The organism is Duncaniella sp. B8 (genome assembly GCF_005304985.1).
Classification (GTDB): Bacteria; Bacteroidota; Bacteroidia; order Bacteroidales; family Muribaculaceae; genus Duncaniella; species Duncaniella muris.
The window spans coordinates 2883193-2901991 of the sequence record NZ_CP040121.1; the positions used below are offsets into that span (position 1 = coordinate 2883193).

Here is an 18799-nt window from a genome sequence, read left to right on the forward strand (position 1 = left end):
TTCTACACCTACGACAACCGTCGCCGCCTGAGCAATCTCGCTGTCAACAGCGGAGGCACATCCATTATGGACAACGCCTATACGTTTGATGCGGTCAGCAATGTACTTTCGGTGGCAAATAATGCTTCTCTCCCTGCCAACGGCAATGCCGGCGGCCAGATGTCGCACACCTATACTTATGACGGTCTCTATCGTCTCGCCACCGCCAAAGGTACATACACCGGAGCAGACAACAAGTCCGCATCCTATACCCTCGCTATGGGCTATGACAATATGCACCGCATCAAGTCGAAGAGCCAGCATCTCACTCAGGACAACGTTCAGTTCAACGGCACCCTCAATGTCGGTTACGACCTCACTTACGCCTACAGTTCGGAAGAAGGAAAGAAATTCCAACTCGAAAGTGTAAAGGATGTTAATTACCGCACTGAGGAGACTCCCGAAGGTCAACAAGTGGAGAACGGTCACATCTACCAGTACGACAAAAACGGCAACCTTATTTACGTCAACACCAATCGCGTAATGACGGATGGCCATAGAGATAACAGTGTCGGAGAGCGCAAGCTTATCTGGGATGAGGAGAATCGTCTGCTTGCTGTTGACGACAACGGCTTCGTGTCCAACTACTGGTACGACGCCGACGGAGAGCGCACTGTCAAGACATCCGGAGAAAGCGATCAGGTCTATGTCAACGGAGTCTTCTCCGGTGGCTCGACCAACACCGCGAAATTCTCCCTCTATGTCAGCCCGTACCTCGTGGCTAATCAGGGAGGTCGTTACACCAAACATATCTACGCTGGTTCGCAGAGAATTGTGTCCAAGGTCGGCGATTTCGCCTCCTACGGCTCAGACCCGCGCCGCATAGAATATGCCGGTGCCAACACCGACGGCCTTTCGGTTGACTACAAGTCAAAGTATGCAGCGCAGCAGCAGGTTATCAAGGACAACTACAAGTTCTTCGATGTACCGTACAACGGCACTGACAACGACAACTATGCTGACGGCGAAGGATTCTGCTGCAATGACGGTTCAATGGAGGCGGCTGTTGCGCAGGCTCGGAAGGCTCAGACCCGCGCGGTTTCGCGGTCTTTCAAAGATCCCGACAACTACGAGAACTTGCAGTTCTTCTATCACCCCGACCACCTCGGAAGTTCCAGCTTCATTACCAACCTTGACGGTGAAGTAGTTCAGCACATCGAGTATGTCCCCTTCGGCGAAGTCTTCATCGAGGAGCGCAACAACGTGTGGAACACTCCTTATCTCTTCAACGCTAAAGAGTTCGATGAGGAGACAGGTATGTACTACTACGGTGCCCGCTACTATGACCCACGTATCAGCCTGTGGATGTCAACTGACCCAGCACAAGAAGAATATTATAGCCATTCTTCCTACTGTTTCTCAGGCAATAATCCTATAATATACATAGATTACAATGGAAAAGAATGGACTGATTTAGATGGGCAGGTCATAACAGATACTAAGAATATCAAGAAATTCATATTTTATTCAAAAGATTTCAGCAAACAAGCAAAAGTGCAATATAATGACGGCATCAAAAAGTATGGAGCTGGAAGTGTAGCCATGAGTCAGACAAGTACTACTCAGGCTTTCTCAGAAGATTGGAAAAATATGAATGGAACTGAGATTTCTGAAGTATTAATTATGACGCACGGGAAGAATCAATCAATTCTTGTTGGTGAAGGTCAGCAGTTTACGGCAACAGGAGATGGGAAAACTAATATTTCAAGGTCTCCTGCTCCAAATATTCAAGATCTTCCTCAACCGACTGGCAATATTGAAAATGCGATGTTATATATGTATTCTTGCCATTCTGCAGACACAAATCCACATCCACACGGAGAAGGAGATCATCAACAAGGAGCTTTGCTTGGGTCACAACGACCAATAGCGTATGTATTTGCTCAATATTTCAAATTTTATGGAGTGCAAGGCACAAGTGAATCTGTAAATTACCATTACGGCTTAATGGATTTATTTTCGCCTTCATCAGATTATTTGCAACCATATCCAGCAAATGGAGGTAAATGGCGCATTTACTACAATTCCAATAACTCATTAAGAAAGCAGGGCAAATGACAAAAAAAAGACTTTTTCTCATTGTCGTATTTACTGCGACAATAGTCTTAAGTCTACTCTCTATCGCTTATAGCAAGCACTATATCAAATATAGTGCTTGCTATAAGCTCACTACACTTAAGACTCCGTACTATCCTGATGCCTATAGGTTTATAAATACTAAAGAAGATCTTGAGGTTTGTATTGAATCGGTGAACGATACTGTTGATGTTAAGAATTTCATTGAGTCCAATAAAATAGACTTTAGAAGATATTCCTATGTGATGGTATTTGGTGCCCCTATTAAGGAGATGTATTATAGTTTAAAAACAACTATTTTTGACGATAAATCACCAAGTTATGCAAAAGCAATAAAATACAATAAAAAATGTGTTTTTATAAAATATGCTCATCCAACCGGGTATATATATATATACCGAATAAAAAAGGACCTAAGCCTAACAGGTTTCAATGGAATCTAATGGCATAGTCTATGTAAACACCAACCGGGTTATGACTGACGGACATAGGGACAACAGTGTCGGTGAGCGCAAGCTCATCTGGGATGAGGAGAATCGTCTGCTTGCTGTGGACGACAACGGTTTCGTGTCCAACTACTGGTACGATGCCGATGGTGAACGCACTGTCAAGACTTCGGGCGAAAGCGATCAGGTCTATGTCAACGGAGTTTTCTCCGGCGGCTCGACCAACACCGCTAAATTCTCCCTCTATGTAAGCCCGTATCTCGTGGCAAATCAGGGAGGTCGCTACACCAAGCATATCTACGCCGGTAGCCAACGCATCGTGTCCAAGGTCGGCGATTTCGCCTCCTACGGCTCAGACCCGCGTCGCATCGAGTATGCCGGTGCGAACACCGACGGTCTTTCGGTTGACTACAAATCGAAGTATGCAGCCCAGCAACAGGTAATCAAGGACAACTACAAGTTCTTCGATGTTCCCTACAACGGTACTGACAATGACAACTATGCCGATGGTGAAGGGTTCTGCTGCAACGACGGCTCTATGGAGGCGGCGGTGGCAGAGGCACGGAAGTCTCAGACCCGCGCGGTTTCGCGGTCGTTCAAAGACCCCGACAACTACGAGAACTTGCAGTTCTTCTATCATTCCGACCACCTCGGCAGCTCCAGCTTCATCACCAACCTTGACGGTGAAGTGGTTCAGCACATAGAGTATGTCCCCTTCGGAGAGGTCTTCATCGAGGAGCGAAACAACGTATGGAACACGCCTTATCTCTTCAACGCGAAGGAATTCGATGAGGAAACAGGTATGTACTACTACGGTGCTCGTTACTATGATCCACGTCTCAGTCTGTGGATGTCAACGGATCCAATGGAAGAAATTTCGCCCGATATATCCAGTTATACTTTTTGTCATAACAATCCGATAAATCGTGTTGACCCATTAGGATTAACTGACTATTTTAACGAAAATGGAGCATATATTCAAACCATAGATGATCAAAAAGATGTCAGGGTAATGGTTTTTATAACGAAGAAGGATAAGGATAAAGCTGCACTCGCAGTCAGCGAAGGCAAATGTATGGCTGTTCCATCAAGAGAAGTTGTAAAGACCATGAAAGAAACATATGATCTAACCGAGAAAACCGGCAATGAACATGGTTTCCGGGTTGGAAAAAACGGCACGATTTCCCCAATTGTTGAGGGAGAGGGCGATGTTGTTAACGATGCTCACTGGAAAGATGCAATTGACGCTCTTGTCAACGTTGGAGACAGGGTTTCCTATGATGTGCATTCTCACCCGCAGTTAATCTTCCATGAAGGTGATAGCAAGTTATTATACAATAATTTACCCTCTCAAACTGACATAGATAATACTGTTGGAGATAGTCCTAATGTAGTATTAGGTTATAAGATGGTTCAGCTTCCTAATAATCATAATACAATTGGTGGTTCACCAAATGTAACCGTTGAAAAACGAATACGATTCTATAACAGGACTGGGGCATTGAACTCTGACAATTACAAATTCTCATCATTTGAGAGAGCTGTAGATAAGATTCATAAATGGAAACCAAAGACAAAATAGCTATTAAATTAGCAATTATGTTAATTGGTGTATGCACCCTGATTTCTTGTAAAGCAATTATCTCCCCCAACACGAATGGGGGAGATGATTACTCTCTCATAAAAGTATTAGGATATGCCTATGCCAATCCAAGTTCTGGTGATACAATTAATACCATACCATCATATTCTTTCAATTTGCCTAAAAAAATGGTAAAAAGGGTGGATTATGATATGGGGATAACTGTTGTAGAACTCAAAGATTATCAGTACATTTATATCATATATGAACCAAATAAGTTTTCGGATTATAGTGAACTTATTAGTCATCTTAAAGTTTATTTGGAAGAGTCGGACAATTCTCGATTAAATAAACTTAGCAATCACATTAATCTAAATAAAAACACTAAGCGTTTAAATCGTTTTTACAGAAAAGATAATTTTGAAATTGGCATACTCAATGTCCTTCCTCAAAATTACGAGGACCTTTTTAGTGTGATTGAAAACTCGTTTAATGTACAGTATCGAAGCCATAATTAGGTCATCACGAAATTCTCATATGAGTGTTTGGTGAGATACGATTGATAGATAAACAGAGTTCAATAAAATTCTCTTAGAATTGAGGCTGGAATCAGGTTTTTACTAAAACTGATTCCAGCCTCATAATATAAATGTTTGTCGTTAAGCGTGACGTTCAGAAAATTAAACTATGACAAAATCTTTTAGGTGAATTAAAATTGGAAAATCTATATGCGGGTAGAATTATAATTTTGTACATCAAAATTCGCCCCTTGAAATTAAATTCACAAAAATTATTCCTATGTTTTTAATATACCTTCGAAACATATCTATTTGGTATAATTCACAACATCGGTTATTTTGCTCATAAAGTCAACCTCCTCAATCATCAGGTCGTTGATGCTCTTGGTGAAATTCTTATAATGCCGAGAGCCTTGTATGAAAAGATTGAAAATAGCTTGTGCCGCATTTATTATACCGTAATTGTCCCTTAAATCATCCCGGACACTCTCAATCAGCGTAAAAATAATAGCATATCAAATTTACTGAAATGAATGATATATTATTAATTAGAATCAAAATTCATTGACTCGATAAAGATATTTCCGATATTCTCGACATAGACGCGGTTTAGGTCGAGAATGTTGTTTACACGGCCTCCGACTATGCGGCTCATGAAGTCTTGCTCCAGCTGCATCAGTTCGCCGACGTTTGATGTGAATTGGTCGTAGTGCTTGGAGCCTTGAATGAATAGATTGAAGATTGCCTGTGACGGATTTTCGACACCGTAGTTATCCCTTAAATCATCGCGGACTCGCTCAAACGGGGTCTTGTATCTGTTATAGAAGTCGGAGACAGTAGCCTTGGATAGTTTCTCGCGTTCGTCATCCGAGAGCGCGAACACCGGGAAGAACAGTTCGTCGAGGATATTGGCGAAAAGAGTCTTTTTATTCTTGAAATAGTATGCGATAGCACCCCTTGTCTGCTTGATTACCTTTTCAATATCGGAAATCGCGATAGCGTCCCAACTGCCGATAGCAACCAGCGGATAGCACTTTCTAAGTATATCCGACCTATTTCTTAACGATTGTTCCCGATGTTTCGACATTACGCAAAAAGGGTATGGAGAAGCGTCGTATCTAACACGAGGGTTGTTGTGGAAGACCTGTAAGAAAGATACGGCGCAACCCCATACCCGTATGACGTATGGACTCGCGTTTCATATCTATCCGTCTTCTTACTAAAATTTTCCACGCAAAATGCGGATAATGCAGAAAATGCAGAGGAAATTATGCTGTTATCAATTTTAGGTCGAAGAAGAAAATCCGGCTTTTCAAATCCTCATCGGCAGATATGCCAAACGCATCTTTCTCTCCTTGCTCGGTCTTATATAGAGGCTTAAAGCCGTTTTTCAGGTAGTAATGCAGAGTGGATTCGGTATTGTAGGCATCAACGAGCATATAGCGGCAAGCCGCCTTATTATTCTCGTCCATAAACCAGTATTTGAGGACATCCATGAGCTGAGTGCCTATATTCAATCCTTGACCTTGAAATGTCTTGTTCACACCGAGGCGACCAATCAACACCGCAGGATAGCTGCGGTGGCGCTTTTGCTGGGGTATCTTTCGTTGGAGAGCATTTCGTGACGGATTGTCGAGTGTATAGGTCTTAATGCCATCGTAGGAGAGAGTGGCAATCGCCACAATTTCACGCTGATTCTCTCGGTTTATCCAACAATACGTTTTGCCAAGCAATTCATCCTCATAGAGAAAGACATCATGGCTGAAAAAATCGTCAAGGTCGTAATCTCCACAAGAAAAGGGGTCACAGTAATCTGCGACCTCCTTGGTATAAGGCACCATAAAGGTGTTTTCTACGAAAATAAATTCAGCCATTGTCAATTTTTCCGTGGAGGAAATATGATGTTCTTGGCACTCTCCAACATTGTGGAAAGCACCTTACGCTGTGATTCCGAGAGTTTTGGCGTAGGCAATTTGCCATTGCGCTCCGCTTCCTCGGTGAAGATTCTTGCATCTTCGCCCCAAAGTTCGGGGGATGTTTTAATTGTCATTGCCATAGTTTTATCTCCTTTTACTAATTCAATTACAAAGGTACAACAAATTTCTCACATAATCAGCTTAATAGGCTGATAAAATAACATCAGTCGAGCAAGCTGACAAGTTCTTTTTTCAGATCCTCGTCAATCTCCCTGTATCTGGCGAAAGCCTTGCTGCCCTCTTTATGCCCTGACAAAGCCCCAACAAGACTGGGATCCTTGACTTTCTTGTATAGATTGCCGATGAATGTACGCCGTGCCATGTGGCTGCTTGCAATCTCATTTATCGGGCGTTTCTCCTCTTCCCCGGTCTTTGGATTGCGTACAGTCACCATTCGGGTTATCTCGCAGAGAGTGAATATCTTTTTTATTGCCTCGTTGTATTTCTGTGCGCTGATGAAAGGAAACAGTTTCTCAGCTCCTTTGGCAGAATATTTCTCCACCAATTGCCGTGCGCGTGTATTCAGTGGCACTCGTACAACCTCCGGGCGTTCATTCTTGGTCTTGTTGGGGATGTACTCGATTGCACCGTTTATGATGCTTCCCGACGTCATTTCCAACAAGTCCGACACTCGGCAACCGATAAGGCACTGAAAAACAAATATGTCGCGTTGCACCTCCAAAGCCGGTTTATCCGACAGGTCGAAATCGGCTATCAAATCGCGCTCCTCTATTGTGATATAGTAAGGAGTGCCGTATTTCTCACTGCCTATACCTGTGAAAGTTGCGAACGGAGTGCGGTCGAGATAGCCACGTCTCACACACCAGTTGAAGAAAGCCCGAAGCCTTTTTAGTATCCCTATGACAGAATTCTCGCCGCGTTTCTCCGGGCGACGGGGCTTACGTGCAGTCTCAACGACATCAGAGGCGGTCTTGTATATTGAGGGATATTTGTCATAAATTTTCGGCTCATTGACCACAAATTCCTTGAACCGCTCTATCTCAGCGGAATCAAAGTCGTTGAGAATAAGCGTGAACTTTGTCCGGGTCGTTTTCTGCCTGTACAGCTCAAAGCGACGCAACAGTCGGGCAAGCACCTTGTAGTGGCCTGACAGTGGTGCGCCGTCAAGATGCTTGTCGAGAAATTCATTGAACACATCGAAAAACGACATCTTCTTCGGAGCGGCCTCAAACAGTTCCGGGTGGTGGTGACGCAGAATAGCGTCCTCGAAAAATTCTTTGGAGAGAGACTTTTGTGGTGTGCTTACACAGAGCGAAATCAGTCGGCTCTCCAAAGATATCAGATTGTCATTTATTATTTGTAACTTTGCTAGTGTCTTTCGGTCTGCGCGTGGCATAATGATCTTACCGTCACGAAAACGGGTAGCCTCAACAAAGATGCCGCTTTTCAGGCGCAGACGCAGTTCGCGCGACACCGACAGTCGCAACATGATTTCAGCTTCGCCATTGGCGTTGACCTTAGAGGATAGAGAGCGTGTTATGGTTGCCATATTCAGAGAGATTATTTTGATGTGGTACAAAATTACGCAATTTTGTACCACATGGCAAAATTTCCGTCCACGCTTTGTCCACATCTTCTGCCTCTACTTGCGCCCTGATGATTTCCAAAGTTCAATGTCTCGAATGGCTTTGTTATGATAAGGCGCTGATAATCAATCAATACGTAATAATTAGCTTTGAATGCTAAAATTCATTACGATTCAATACGATTCACAAATGTCACTCCCAGGCGGATCACGATAAGATTTATCAAATCGAAGAAAACCTCTGAAAATCAACGATTTTCGGAGGTTTTGCTTTTTGCCTCTTACCCCAAATCGGCGCAATATACGGCAATATCCGGTGTGCAAAAAGGGAGCAAAGAATTTTATACTGAAATTGCTCCCTTTTTAGGGGATATTGGGTTGCTTTTCAATATTTTGCGCCGATTGCGACTACTTTATACCTGCTTCCTGAGGGAGCTTCAGAGGGAACAGTATGCAGACAATACAGCACTTTTGTCAAAGTATGCCAAACTCTGAATCCGGCTTGTCAACCACCTGTCGGCACTTTCTTTTTTAAGAATATTCCATTTGAATAATTGTTAAAAAAGGGAGCAAATCGGGGAGCAAATCAGCGAAAACCATAGAAAATATGATTTTGCTCCCTCTTTACACCCCGTTTTTCTGATGTCTTCTGGTATTTACAGATTGTAAAACTGAAAAATTTTGCGTATCTTTAAGATACCATTAAAGCCACAAGACAAAATGAAACTATCCAATGAAAGCTACTTTTCCTTGAACTTCATCGCGAGGAAAAGAGCCAACAAGGAGGGTGAGCTGCCGATAACCCTCCGTATCACGATGAACGGACAGCGTGCAGAAATATATATTAACCGCACTGTCAGACCCGATGACTGGAATGCCGCGAATGGTAAGTCAAAAGGCAAGTCAAAGAAAGACCTTGAGCTTAACCGCTATCTTGACACGGTGCGCACCAAGATCTGCGAAATCCACAACCGGCTCGTTATGCGTGACGAGCCGATAAATCCGGATGTGCTTAAACGAGCGTTCCTCGGCAAGCTCGAAAAGCCCAAGATGCTTTGCGAGGCTTTCCGTGAGGTTAACGTGAAAGTGAGGGAACAGTATGAGCGCGGCGACATCTGCAAGGCTACCGTGCTTCGCTGGGAACGCTGCGAGAAGTATCTGTCAGAATTTCTGATGATGAAGGAGAATGTGTCCGATATTCCGATGAAGAACCTTACATCGGGAATGGTGGATGACTTCGAGCATTTCCTGCGTGTAAGAAAAATGTGCGCCAACAATGCCGCCGTGAAGTATATCCGCTATCTGAAGAATGTCGTGAGGGTCGGTATCGCCAACAAGTGGATTGATGACGATCCGTTTATCGGCAAGCGTTATACCCGCACAAAGGCTGACAGGGAATTTCTGAGCGAAAACGAGCTGAAAGCGATAATGAAGCTCGACCTTACGACACTCCCCCGTCTTGACCTCGTGCGTGACACATTCGTGTTCTGCTGCTTCTGCGGACTTGCCTTCGCTGACATATATGGGGCACAAAACGAAGCGTTTGATGTTGAGGTCGGCGGTTTTGAGCGAAAGCCTTTGAGTTTGCGGTAGTTAGACGAGGGTGGGGGAGTGCGGCGAAAAAAACGAAGCGTTTACATTGCTTTAATTTCGGTTTAATTTTTGGCTTCACAGGTTTACACGAAGGCTACATGGGGCGCATGGTCGGCGATGATGGGTTTACGTCATTGATCCCAGTGGTCGGATAGGATAGGGCGGTCGGCTTTGTGCCGACTTTTTAGTGCCGGTTCTTGATTTATATAATTTCAAAAGGTTGCAAATAGCGGTTATTTGTGTATATTTGCGGAAAATTTACGAGTATGAGACAGACCAAATGCATCATCGTTCACTTGACAGGCAAGCGTAAAACCCTCGCTTTCGGCTCGATTGCCGCCATTTTCCATCATCTGACCCCGGAACAAGTAGGATGTGGGTATGATTATCTGCGCCGCGCCGGGTTGAGTGGTGGCGGCACGGTCGTTACCAAACGTGCGATAATACAGCAAACTACGCTGCTCACAGCCCCTCGTGGAGCCGGTGATGGCGCAGATGATTGAATGACATAATAACGGCGTTTGAACGGCCTTAGAGAGCCGCTAAAACGCCTACATTCCGGGGGAGCCAAACGGTTCCCCTATTTTGTGTTCGAAAGGCCGATTCTGAGGGGTGGATATTCAGGTGGATATTCAAAGTGGATATTCACTTTGGCTAAACTGGATATTCACATTTGGGGTAATCGGGGGGGTAATAGAGTGGTGGAAAAATACCGTTTTTTCAAAATAGACCCCCGATTTCGGCATTTCACTATTAAGAAAAAACCTCCACTTTGCGCCCAGGTACCTTATTAAATATAGGAATTTCAAGGGTTTGAGCCGATTTAGACCCCATTTTGAGGGGGTAACACTCCGGGAAGGGGCGATTCGAGGGTATTCCGGGGTTTCCTTTGGTATCCGTTTCGTTCAGTTGGGGCATATTCCAAGCCTCTCCCATTCCTCTATAAGTCCACGGTGGATTTGGAAAGTTCCCTTGGGGCAGCTTGAAAGGATTCCTCGCCAACGTTTTTTTCTCGCTCAAGCTGCGCGATGCGCTCCTTGAGGCGACCTATCTCTTCTGCCTGTTCCTTTATAGTAGCCATAAAACGCTCGATGAGTATGGCATTAGAATCTTGCTGCGAAAATTTTTGAGGGTTATTTGCGATATTTTTCTCGGATGCCTCTTCGGGAGGTTCATCCGAGGGTACTGTTGTGTGATCTACTGAGTCTCTCAGCATATCCCCTTGGCCTGTCAATAGCCATACAGGAGAATATTTGGGAAATCTTTCACAAATGAGTTCCAGCCACTTAGACTGTATATCGGTGCCCTTGGATATTGCTTTGGATATAACTCCTCTACTTGCACCTATTGCACGCTCAATGGTGCCGATGGAGACCCCCTCGGCATCCGCTAAAACCTTTATGCGAGATAAAATTTTACACATAATGCGAAAATTATCGTCAATAAATTTGGTGGTGCGAAAATTATCGCTTACCTTTGCAGCGTATTCAGTAATGAACGAGCGGCCAAAGATACGAAAAAACCGCGAGTTCTCAAAATTTACAGATATGAGCGAGACAAAGAAAATGACAACGGAGGAGATTCTTGAAATCTTCAAGGGCGAGTACGACCGCCTTCTCCGTAAGTGCGAGCGCAGAGTTGAAAAATACGCCCTCAATATGAACGAGGACTACGAATACTTCTTCCGTTGGCACGGTGATGACATGTATAAAGCCCAAGTCAACCTCAAGGCTATCCGGGGACTTCGCCCGGCCACTGCATGGGATGACCTTGAAAAAATCAAGACGTGGCTCGGAGGTCACATCAAGAGCATCGAACTCAACCTCATCGACGGAAGTCAGTACCCGACAAGCTCAAGCATCATGCACAATGTTGCCGAAACCCTTAGCCGGGTGGCTCAGCAGGAGCTAAGAGGAGAACTTCAAAGACTACTGTTTGCAATAACCTGTAACGAGTAACACTATGAGCAAGACGACCTATTGGTTTCAGATACATGACTTCTATACCGAACCGGATAAATGCCGCATAATCGAATTGGACGAGGATTATCCGACTGAGGACTCAGCGAAAGCCGCGGGATGGGCAATAATTGAAGCCTTTGCCAAAATACACGGACTCGGCTACGAGAATCAAGGCGACCAATACATGGCCTTCTATCAAGGTGGCGAGAATGATGGACTCGGAGCCTTGACCATCGAGGTCTATGATTCCAGCGGGATGCCGGTGGACTTATAAGGGTTAGACCCAAGAGAGGGCGATCCTCCGGCAAGAGAGCCGGTTAAAGCCGAAAGGCACAACATTTGACCCCCCCGGCGTTGCCAAATGCGCCGGGGAATTCGGAAGGGTAGCTCAATTGGTAGAGTAGCCAAATACAAAGTCGGAGATGCGGGTTCGAATCCTGCCCCTTCCACCAAATTTCAGAAAAGATGAAACAACATTCAGAGAAAAGAACCGAGGTCGCAGTCAAGCTGCTCATTGAGACCTTGACACAGAACCTCACCGACACCGGGGTTGTCCTCGATGAGTTTGAGGCAACTCACAACGACTGGGAGTGCGACCAATCCAAGCAGTACTCTGCCCTCGTTGCCGGACACTTCGCTCTGAAAGAGGCCATCGACGAGATTAACAACCGACTAAATAAGTGAGAAAATGACTAAAAGTAAGAATTTCCCTCAGAATCCCGAAGTTCCACATGATAGTGTGGGTTTCGGACCCGCAGGATGTTCAGAGCCTGTAAATACTCAAGTTGAATATGTTCGGGCAGAGCATCTAAATCTACCTCGAAACAATCCATTCCGGGCATCATCAACTCTTTCAGAGGCTCAATACGAGCGATTCTCGCAAACGACAGTAGGTCGCGCTTATATTCGTCTCTTTGGGTATCGTCGCTGTACTCTACGACTTGAACCCGAATCTTGTATTTCATAATTGGTTCAGTTGTGAATGAGATTGTAAAGATAATAAATAAAATCCAATAAGTGAGACAGATGATGAAAAAGAACATCGCAGTATCAAAAGAAACACGTGAGAAGATTGCCAAGCTCTTCAACGTGACCATGCGTTCAGTATGGAATGCCCTTAATCTCGACTACCCCGAAACTGACCTGACAAAGCGTATCCGCAAGGTCGCAAAAGAGAATGGAGGCGTAGTAATGACTTCTATTCCGGCAGGAGAGGCCATCCACTTCTTTGATGGCACGATGAGAATGGAATTTGACAATGGTGCCATTTTGGAGTTCTATCGCAAGGATGGCACCGGCCACATCTACGTCAAGGGTGCAGAGGTTGAGGTTTATGAGAATGTAACCCTTCCGATGATTTATGAAATCAAGGAACGGGCAGCAGCTTTGAGATAAGGGTATGGAATATTGCAACGGCAGACTTTGTATATCGACCCGCGAGTTATTCGACGGCGGCATCGTTACGGAATCCAATTATCGTAATTGGACGAACCGTAACCGTGTCGAGGTCGTACAACGTGGCGGCGGTGCAAGGGGAAGCTACGCTCTCATTGCCGTTGACAGCTTACCCCAACGCTACAAAGACAAAGTTGAAGAAGTTTATCCCGGCGGCGCACAGGCTCGGCTTGAGGGCTGGGTCAAGAGCAACTATGAGGTCGATCAACAGGCCGTGGCCTTTTTCTTCTCCAAAGAGAAGTGCGGCATGACGCTCCCACGCGAGAAGGCACAGGAATACGTCACCAACGCCTCGGTTCTCAACACCTGCATCAAGCTCTACGACAGAGCGGCCACCGCCCAAAGGCTGTTCGGAGGCAAATACGACTGGAGTATGATGGCCGCGACCATTGAGGTTCTGCGCAAACACTTCGGCCACACCCTCCCGGCATCGACCCTGCGGTTTCGCAAGAAGGTCAACGACTACAAGGCTAACGGTTACGCCTGTCTCATAAGCGGCAAGTTCGGCAATCAGTGTGCCCGGAAGGTTGACCACAAGACCGAGCGTCTTATTCTCGGCATTGCAGTCCTTCCCAACAAGCCGTGGGGTACCAACGTCCTCGAACTGTACAACTCTTTCGTTACAGGCGAGCTTGACGTGTACGACCCGGAATCCGGAGAACTGTTCAACCCCGATGACTTTGCCGACAAGAACGGCGAGCCGATGGTTCTGAGCGAGGCGACCATCATCAACTATCTGAACAAGCCGAAAAACAAAATCATCATAGACAAGGCGACTATGAGTTACACGACCTTCATGCACGAGACCATGCCGCACATGCACCGTCATCACGGCGAGTTCTCGCTGTCGAAGGTGTCATTCGACGACCGCGACCTTCCGCGCAAACTCAAGGACACCCGGATTCGCCCGAAGGCATATTATGCCTACGACGTGACAAGCGGCTGCTGTATCGGCTACGCCTACAACCGCGCCAAGAACGTCGATCTTGTGGTTGATATGTTCCGCAATATGTTCAGGCTGCTCGACCGTCAAGGCTGGGGTTGCCCTGCCGAGGTCGAGGTCGAGAACCACCTCATGAGCCAATGGCGGGACTCTTTCCTCCGGGCAGGTGTTATGTTCCCATTCGTAAGGTTCTGCGCTCCGATGAACTCACAGGAGAAACACGCCGAACAGTTCAACGGTGCAAAAAAACGCAGCATCGAGCATCGCAACCATGTAGGCATCGGCAGGTTCTTCGCCAAGAGCCGACAGTACCGAACCGAAAGCAACAAGGTATTCGATGAGTTCAACAATACCTATGTCGAGAAGGAATACTACACTTGGGATGAGTTGATCGCTGACGATATGCGCGATATCTACGAATACAACCATGCCCTGCATCCCAATCAGAAAAAGTACAAGGGCATGACAAGGTGGGACGTACTTGTAGCCAACATCAATCCGACACTCCAACCCCTCGACAAAGCGACCATAGCCCGATATGTCGGCGAAAAGGTCAGCACCTCAATCCGGCGAAACTCATACTGCCGGGTAGCCGGAGCCGATTGGTGGCTGAGCAAGACCGAAGTCATCGAGCTGCTCGCCCCCAATGACTACAAGGTCGAAGCCTACTACCTCACAGACGAGGAGGGCAAGATCACCGATATGTTCATCTACCAAGGCGATATGTATATCGACCGGCTTGAGAACCTCGGCACCTACAACACCGCCCGTGCCGAGCAGACCGAGGAGGACGAGAGAATCTTCACAGAGCAGCGAAAAAAGATCAGCCACTTCAACAAATATGTCGAAGACAACGCCATCGGGCGTGTGGGCGTAATAGAGCGCGACACACGGCCTCAGACGATCGAGGTGGAAGAAGTTATCGTCCCGGAGTCGGAAACGCGAGAAACGCAAGAATACGGCCTCAGTGAAGACTACGCCGCACGAGCCTTGCAAGACTTATAGAACGAAATTATAACACTGTTAGAATATGATTACAACAGACGTCAAAAACAAAATCCTCGCCGCAATCAAGGCGAACCGCGCCAACTATCCGAGTGACGCGAAACACGCCGCCTCACTCGGCATCACGACCTCGGTTTACAGCGCGGTCAAGAACGGGCAGACCGACCGGGTTCTGAGCGATGCCAACTGGATAAGCATCGCCCGTAAGCTCGGAGTCAGCCTCCGGGGTGAAATCGAATGGAAGGTCGCCAAGACCCCGACCTTCATGTTCATCACGGCGCAGTTGGAGGCCTGTCAGTCGAGCGGCATCAGCGCAATCCTCTGCGACCAGCCCAATATCGGCAAGACTTTCACCGCACGGCACTATGTCAAGACGCACCCCAACGCCATCTACATCGACTGCTCGCAGGTAAAGACCAAGCTCAAGCTCGTGCGCAAAATTGCCGCTGAGTTCGGTGTCGATAGCAAAGGCCGGTACTCGGATGTGTATGAAGACCTCGTTTACTACCTCGGCTCCATCGACTGCCCCCTCATCATTCTTGACGAGGCTGGAGACCTTCAGTATGAAGCCTTCCTCGAACTCAAGGCACTGTGGAACGCCACCGAGCGATGCTGCGCATGGTACATGATGGGAGCCGACGGACTCAAGGAGAAAATCAACCGATCCATCGAGTGCAAGAAGGTCGGCTACACTGAGATGCTCAGTCGCTACGGTGATCGCTACAGCAAGGTTACGCCGGATGACAGCAAAGAGCGCACCAAGTTCCTCATTGAACAGGCGCGGATCGTTGCCAAGCTCAACGCACCGGAAGGCATCGATGCCGGGGAGATTGCCCGGAAGACGGGTGGCGGACTTCGCCGAGTTTACACTGAAATCGAAAAACTTAAAAGACAATGATAATGATAAGCGTAATTGAAAAAGAATACATGGAGACCGTCATCAGAATGGGCAAGCGTCTCCAACGTGGCGAAATCGATTGGGAGCAGCGTCGATACGAGATAGCATTCGCCGTCTATATGGAGCGCAGAAAACTCTTGACATCAAGAGAGGATGATGTTAAGGACGCTGTAGCAGAGGCAGATTTGCTTATAGCGGAACTGAAAAAGCCTCAAGAGAAGAAGTAACGATGGCAAAGCGAGCATATAGTCCGAAAGAGGTTCTTGCCAAGACCTACAAAACCTTGCCGTGGGGTGAGCGGTGGAGCCGACCTTTCGGCACCCCGACCATCAACGAGGCGTGGTTTATCAGCGGCGCGTCCGCTTCCGGCAAGAGCAGCTTTGTGATGCAGCTCGCCAAGGAACTCTGCAACTACGGAATGACACTCTACTGTTCCTTCGAGGAAGGTGTGAGCCAATCGTTCAAGGAGCGTGTCGAGCGATTCAAGATGGGCGAGGTGCAAGGTCGGTTCCGGGTTGCGACGAGCGATACCTATGATGAGCTTATAGAGCGACTTGCCAAACCTAAAAGTCCCCACTTTGTGATTGTGGACAGCTTTCAGGTGGCAGGGTGGACATACGACCAAGCAAAGCAGCTGATAGACCGTTTCCCGGCAAAGAGTTTCATCTTCATCTCGCAGGAACACAAAGGTCAGCCAATGGGCAAAGCTGCCGTGCGGCTCCGCTACATTGCCGGGATCAAAGTCCGGGTGGTAGGTTACAAGGCATTTTGCCAAGGACGATTCACCGAAGATCCCGGCAGCTATTATGTAGTGTGGGAAGAAGGTGTTTTAAGAACTTCAAACAATATCGGATAAATGAGTACGAAAAAAGAAATGATAATACTTGAGCCGAACGGACGCATCCGAAAAGAAGGGTTCTGTTCCCGGCCAATGACCTGTCCGTACTGCGGCGGCAAAGGTTTCTTCATGGAGCGATTCCTGCCTTATGCGGATATAAAAAAGGATTGTCCCGACTGTGAAGGAACAGGCGAGGTAATCGCCTTGGTAACGATAGATTGGAAACCGAATAAACAATAAATAACATGGCACAAAACATCAATCAGGTCTTTCGTCAGTTAGGCCGATCCGAAAAAACTCAATTCATCGAGAAGAACCTTGAGTATGCCTCTGAATGGGCAATCGCCGAATATGTGGACACATATTTCTTAGGAGTGGCAAAGCACCTGCCTGAAGAGACTCTGATGGCAATGCTTCACTATAAACAAGAACAGAGCAAGAACGATGAAACAACAGGTAACTAACTTCGGGCGGTTCTACTCCGCCTTTCACAAGCTCACCATTCATGGCGAGCCGGACGAGGCAAAGCGTCAGTTTGTGTTGCAGTACACTGCCGGACGCACCGACTCCCTCAAGGAGATGACCCGGAAGGAATATGACGACCTCTGCATAGCCATCGAAGGCATGAACGGAACGAGAGATGAACTCAAGCGTCGCCGGAGCATTGCCCTCAAGCTGATGCAGGAACTTGAAGTTGATACGACCGATTGGGCGCAGATAAATGATTTCTGCCGCCACCCCCGAATCTCCGGGAAAGCCTTCGGGCAGCTCTCGATCGAGGAACTGATGGAACTGGCCACCAAACTCCGCTCCATAAAGCGCAAGGGATGGCAGCGCAAGAAGTCAGAACCGACGCAAGCCCCGGAAACACCTCAGCAACGTATAACATATCTCATAAACCTTGCCGCTCCCGGCATGACAAGCTACAACTGAAATGAAGCAAGTAATAAAACAAATCGAAAACTACATTCAGCTCCACACCTCGGACATGGAGAACGGTGATTACATCGAACTCCTGCGAGAGATAGCTGAATGGGCGACGAACCAAGCCAACCTCGTCGAATTCCAATGTGAAGAGTTAATTCCCACCGAAGAATAATCACCCTTTAAAATCATAATTATGGAACAAGTTCAGATGTCCGCCGAAGAGCGGAAAGAGTTCGAGGCTTTCAAAGCCGAGCGCGAGAAAAAACGTCGCGAAGAAGAGCGCAAGCAGCAGCGTCAGCAGTATGCAGCTCTTGTCGATGACGAGATTGCGGCCACCATCCCCAAGCTACGGGAAGTGAGTGAAATGCTCAAGAATGCCAAGGATAAAATCTTTGGCAACTTCGAAACCATTCTCAAGATGAAGGCCGAGATAATCGGAGCCGCACGTGATGGACAGTGCAGCCATACATTCACCAACTCCGACAGCACCCTCCGCATCATACTCGGAGTCAACTGCATCGACGGATACCGTGATACGGTAGAAGACGGCATCGCAATGGTTAAGACATACATCGAGAGTCTTGCCAAGGATGAGGCTACCAAGTCGCTGGTCAACGCCGTACTGCGCCTTCTCAGCCGTGACGGGCAGGGTAACATCAAGGCAAGCCGAGTCCTTCAGCTCCGCAAGATGGCTGAGGACAGTGGCAATGAACAATTCCTTGAGGGTGTTCGTATCATCGAGGAGTCATATCAGCCCACAGTCAGCAAGAAGTTCATCCGCGCCCAATATAAAGATGATAAGGGTGCATGGCGTTACATTCCACTCGGCATGACAGATGTCGATTAAACCGATAGGCTATGAAACGAGAAATATCAAGACCACCCAAGGTCGCCCTCTGCCGGGTCTGCAAAGGCACCGGCAGGGTGGCCGGGGATGAGGAAGGCGAGTTTCACACTTGCCTTCAGTGCGAGGGCAGCGGCAGGGTAACCGTGAGC

General features: G+C 47.0%; 24 protein-coding genes, 1 tRNA gene and 1 pseudogene. 20 read left to right on the forward strand and 6 right to left on the reverse strand.

The annotated features are described in order from the left end of the window. Nucleotides 1-66: 66 nt before the first annotated feature. The 4 genes and pseudogenes from FDZ78_RS12215 to FDZ78_RS12230 all read left to right on the forward strand — a co-directional run bounded on the left by FDZ78_RS12215 (nucleotide 67) and on the right by FDZ78_RS12230 (nucleotide 4661). On the forward strand, nucleotides 67-2097 hold the full coding sequence (locus tag FDZ78_RS12215; protein WP_228449333.1) for an RHS repeat domain-containing protein: 2031 nt from the start codon (nucleotides 67-69) through the stop codon (nucleotides 2095-2097). Continuing rightward, nucleotides 2094-2558 (forward strand): hypothetical protein, encoded by a 465-nt coding sequence (locus FDZ78_RS12220; protein ID WP_123475526.1) that lies wholly within the window; start codon nucleotides 2094-2096, stop codon nucleotides 2556-2558. Before FDZ78_RS12215 ends, FDZ78_RS12220 begins: the two co-directional genes overlap by 4 nt. After that, nucleotides 2551-4143, forward strand: a pseudogene (locus FDZ78_RS12225) (RHS repeat domain-containing protein); the annotation flags it as partial. The gene FDZ78_RS12220 and the pseudogene FDZ78_RS12225, both read left to right, overlap by 8 nt. Continuing rightward, complete coding sequence (locus FDZ78_RS12230) at nucleotides 4122-4661, forward strand: hypothetical protein (RefSeq protein WP_107036981.1); 540 nt, start codon at nucleotides 4122-4124, stop codon at nucleotides 4659-4661. The pseudogene FDZ78_RS12225 and the gene FDZ78_RS12230, both read left to right, overlap by 22 nt. Before the next feature lie 544 nt (nucleotides 4662-5205). On the opposite strand, the gene FDZ78_RS12235 is transcribed toward FDZ78_RS12230, so the two are convergent. The 4 genes from FDZ78_RS12235 to FDZ78_RS12250 all read right to left on the reverse strand — a co-directional run bounded on the left by FDZ78_RS12235 (nucleotide 5206) and on the right by FDZ78_RS12250 (nucleotide 8147). Further along, nucleotides 5206-5748, reverse strand: coding sequence for a TetR/AcrR family transcriptional regulator (locus FDZ78_RS12235; RefSeq protein WP_107036982.1), 543 nt, complete (start codon nucleotides 5746-5748; stop codon nucleotides 5206-5208). Between the two features lie 181 nt (nucleotides 5749-5929). Then, nucleotides 5930-6535: a GNAT family N-acetyltransferase gene (locus FDZ78_RS12240; RefSeq protein WP_161953445.1), complete on the reverse strand. Its 606-nt coding sequence runs from the start codon at nucleotides 6533-6535 to the stop codon at nucleotides 5930-5932. Between the two features lie 2 nt (nucleotides 6536-6537). Continuing rightward, nucleotides 6538-6717, reverse strand: coding sequence for a hypothetical protein (locus tag FDZ78_RS12245; RefSeq protein ID WP_107036983.1), 180 nt, complete (start codon nucleotides 6715-6717; stop codon nucleotides 6538-6540). Between the two features lie 83 nt (nucleotides 6718-6800). Continuing rightward, the gene (locus FDZ78_RS12250) at nucleotides 6801-8147 is read right to left on the reverse strand and encodes a site-specific integrase (RefSeq protein ID WP_161953446.1); all 1347 of its coding nucleotides are present in this window, start codon (nucleotides 8145-8147) and stop codon (nucleotides 6801-6803) included. Between the two features lie 756 nt (nucleotides 8148-8903). On the opposite strand from FDZ78_RS12250, the gene FDZ78_RS12255 reads away from it, so the two are divergent. Further along, entirely contained in the window at nucleotides 8904-9776 is an 873-nt protein-coding gene (locus FDZ78_RS12255) for a site-specific integrase (RefSeq protein WP_124076222.1), read from the forward strand. 266 nt (nucleotides 9777-10042) lie between these two features. Then, entirely contained in the window at nucleotides 10043-10279 is a 237-nt protein-coding gene (locus tag FDZ78_RS12260) for a hypothetical protein (RefSeq protein WP_124076224.1), read from the forward strand. Nucleotides 10280-10716: 437 nt separating this feature from the next. Here the strand turns inward: FDZ78_RS12260 and FDZ78_RS12265 are convergent, their stop codons facing one another. Further along, on the reverse strand, nucleotides 10717-11199 hold the full coding sequence (locus FDZ78_RS12265; protein ID WP_137426209.1) for a hypothetical protein: 483 nt from the start codon (nucleotides 11197-11199) through the stop codon (nucleotides 10717-10719). Nucleotides 11200-11323: 124 nt separating this feature from the next. On the opposite strand from FDZ78_RS12265, the gene FDZ78_RS12270 reads away from it, so the two are divergent. The 4 genes from FDZ78_RS12270 to FDZ78_RS12280 all read left to right on the forward strand — a co-directional run bounded on the left by FDZ78_RS12270 (nucleotide 11324) and on the right by FDZ78_RS12280 (nucleotide 12421). Next, complete coding sequence (locus FDZ78_RS12270) at nucleotides 11324-11734, forward strand: hypothetical protein (RefSeq protein WP_136408640.1); 411 nt, start codon at nucleotides 11324-11326, stop codon at nucleotides 11732-11734. Nucleotides 11735-11738: 4 nt separating this feature from the next. Next, a complete protein-coding gene (locus FDZ78_RS12275) occupies nucleotides 11739-12011 on the forward strand; it encodes a hypothetical protein (protein WP_136408641.1) in 273 nt (90 codons plus the stop codon). Nucleotides 12012-12114: 103 nt separating this feature from the next. After that, nucleotides 12115-12189: transfer RNA gene (locus FDZ78_RS14675), tRNA-OTHER, on the forward strand. Nucleotides 12190-12202: 13 nt separating this feature from the next. Then, on the forward strand, nucleotides 12203-12421 hold the full coding sequence (locus FDZ78_RS12280; RefSeq protein ID WP_136408642.1) for a hypothetical protein: 219 nt from the start codon (nucleotides 12203-12205) through the stop codon (nucleotides 12419-12421). An 8-nt stretch (nucleotides 12422-12429) separates the two neighbouring features. Here the strand turns inward: FDZ78_RS12280 and FDZ78_RS12285 are convergent, their stop codons facing one another. After that, a complete protein-coding gene (locus FDZ78_RS12285) occupies nucleotides 12430-12702 on the reverse strand; it encodes a hypothetical protein (protein WP_136408643.1) in 273 nt (90 codons plus the stop codon). 61 nt (nucleotides 12703-12763) lie between these two features. Between FDZ78_RS12285 and FDZ78_RS12290 the strand changes: the two genes are divergently transcribed. The 10 genes from FDZ78_RS12290 to FDZ78_RS12330 are packed head-to-tail and all read left to right on the forward strand — an operon-like array spanning nucleotide 12764 to nucleotide 18650. Beyond that, the gene (locus FDZ78_RS12290) at nucleotides 12764-13132 is read left to right on the forward strand and encodes a hypothetical protein (protein WP_136408644.1); all 369 of its coding nucleotides are present in this window, start codon (nucleotides 12764-12766) and stop codon (nucleotides 13130-13132) included. A 4-nt stretch (nucleotides 13133-13136) separates the two neighbouring features. Continuing rightward, nucleotides 13137-15140: a hypothetical protein gene (locus FDZ78_RS12295; protein WP_136408645.1), complete on the forward strand. Its 2004-nt coding sequence runs from the start codon at nucleotides 13137-13139 to the stop codon at nucleotides 15138-15140. Nucleotides 15141-15165: 25 nt separating this feature from the next. After that, nucleotides 15166-16038: an ATP-binding protein gene (locus tag FDZ78_RS12300; protein ID WP_136408646.1), complete on the forward strand. Its 873-nt coding sequence runs from the start codon at nucleotides 15166-15168 to the stop codon at nucleotides 16036-16038. Beyond that, nucleotides 16035-16265, forward strand: a complete 231-nt coding sequence (locus FDZ78_RS12305) for a hypothetical protein (RefSeq protein WP_240740279.1) — start codon at nucleotides 16035-16037, stop codon at nucleotides 16263-16265. Before FDZ78_RS12300 ends, FDZ78_RS12305 begins: the two co-directional genes overlap by 4 nt. A gap of 2 nt (nucleotides 16266-16267) precedes the next feature. Further along, a complete protein-coding gene (locus FDZ78_RS12310; RefSeq protein ID WP_136408647.1) occupies nucleotides 16268-16894 on the forward strand; it encodes an AAA family ATPase in 627 nt (208 codons plus the stop codon). After that, entirely contained in the window at nucleotides 16895-17116 is a 222-nt protein-coding gene (locus tag FDZ78_RS12315; protein ID WP_136408648.1) for a hypothetical protein, read from the forward strand. A gap of 5 nt (nucleotides 17117-17121) precedes the next feature. Further along, the gene (locus FDZ78_RS12320; RefSeq protein ID WP_136408649.1) at nucleotides 17122-17340 is read left to right on the forward strand and encodes a hypothetical protein; all 219 of its coding nucleotides are present in this window, start codon (nucleotides 17122-17124) and stop codon (nucleotides 17338-17340) included. After that, nucleotides 17321-17809, forward strand: a complete 489-nt coding sequence (locus FDZ78_RS12325) for a hypothetical protein (RefSeq protein ID WP_205746903.1) — start codon at nucleotides 17321-17323, stop codon at nucleotides 17807-17809. The genes FDZ78_RS12320 and FDZ78_RS12325 overlap by 20 nt, the downstream gene beginning before the upstream one ends. A 1-nt stretch (nucleotide 17810) precedes the next feature. Then, nucleotides 17811-17975 carry a hypothetical protein gene (locus FDZ78_RS14680; RefSeq protein WP_168182060.1) on the forward strand — a complete coding sequence of 55 codons (165 nt, stop codon included), beginning with the start codon at nucleotides 17811-17813 and terminating at the stop codon, nucleotides 17973-17975. A 21-nt stretch (nucleotides 17976-17996) separates the two neighbouring features. Continuing rightward, complete coding sequence (locus tag FDZ78_RS12330) at nucleotides 17997-18650, forward strand: DUF3164 family protein (RefSeq protein WP_136408650.1); 654 nt, start codon at nucleotides 17997-17999, stop codon at nucleotides 18648-18650. The last annotated feature ends 149 nt before the right edge of the window (nucleotides 18651-18799 follow it).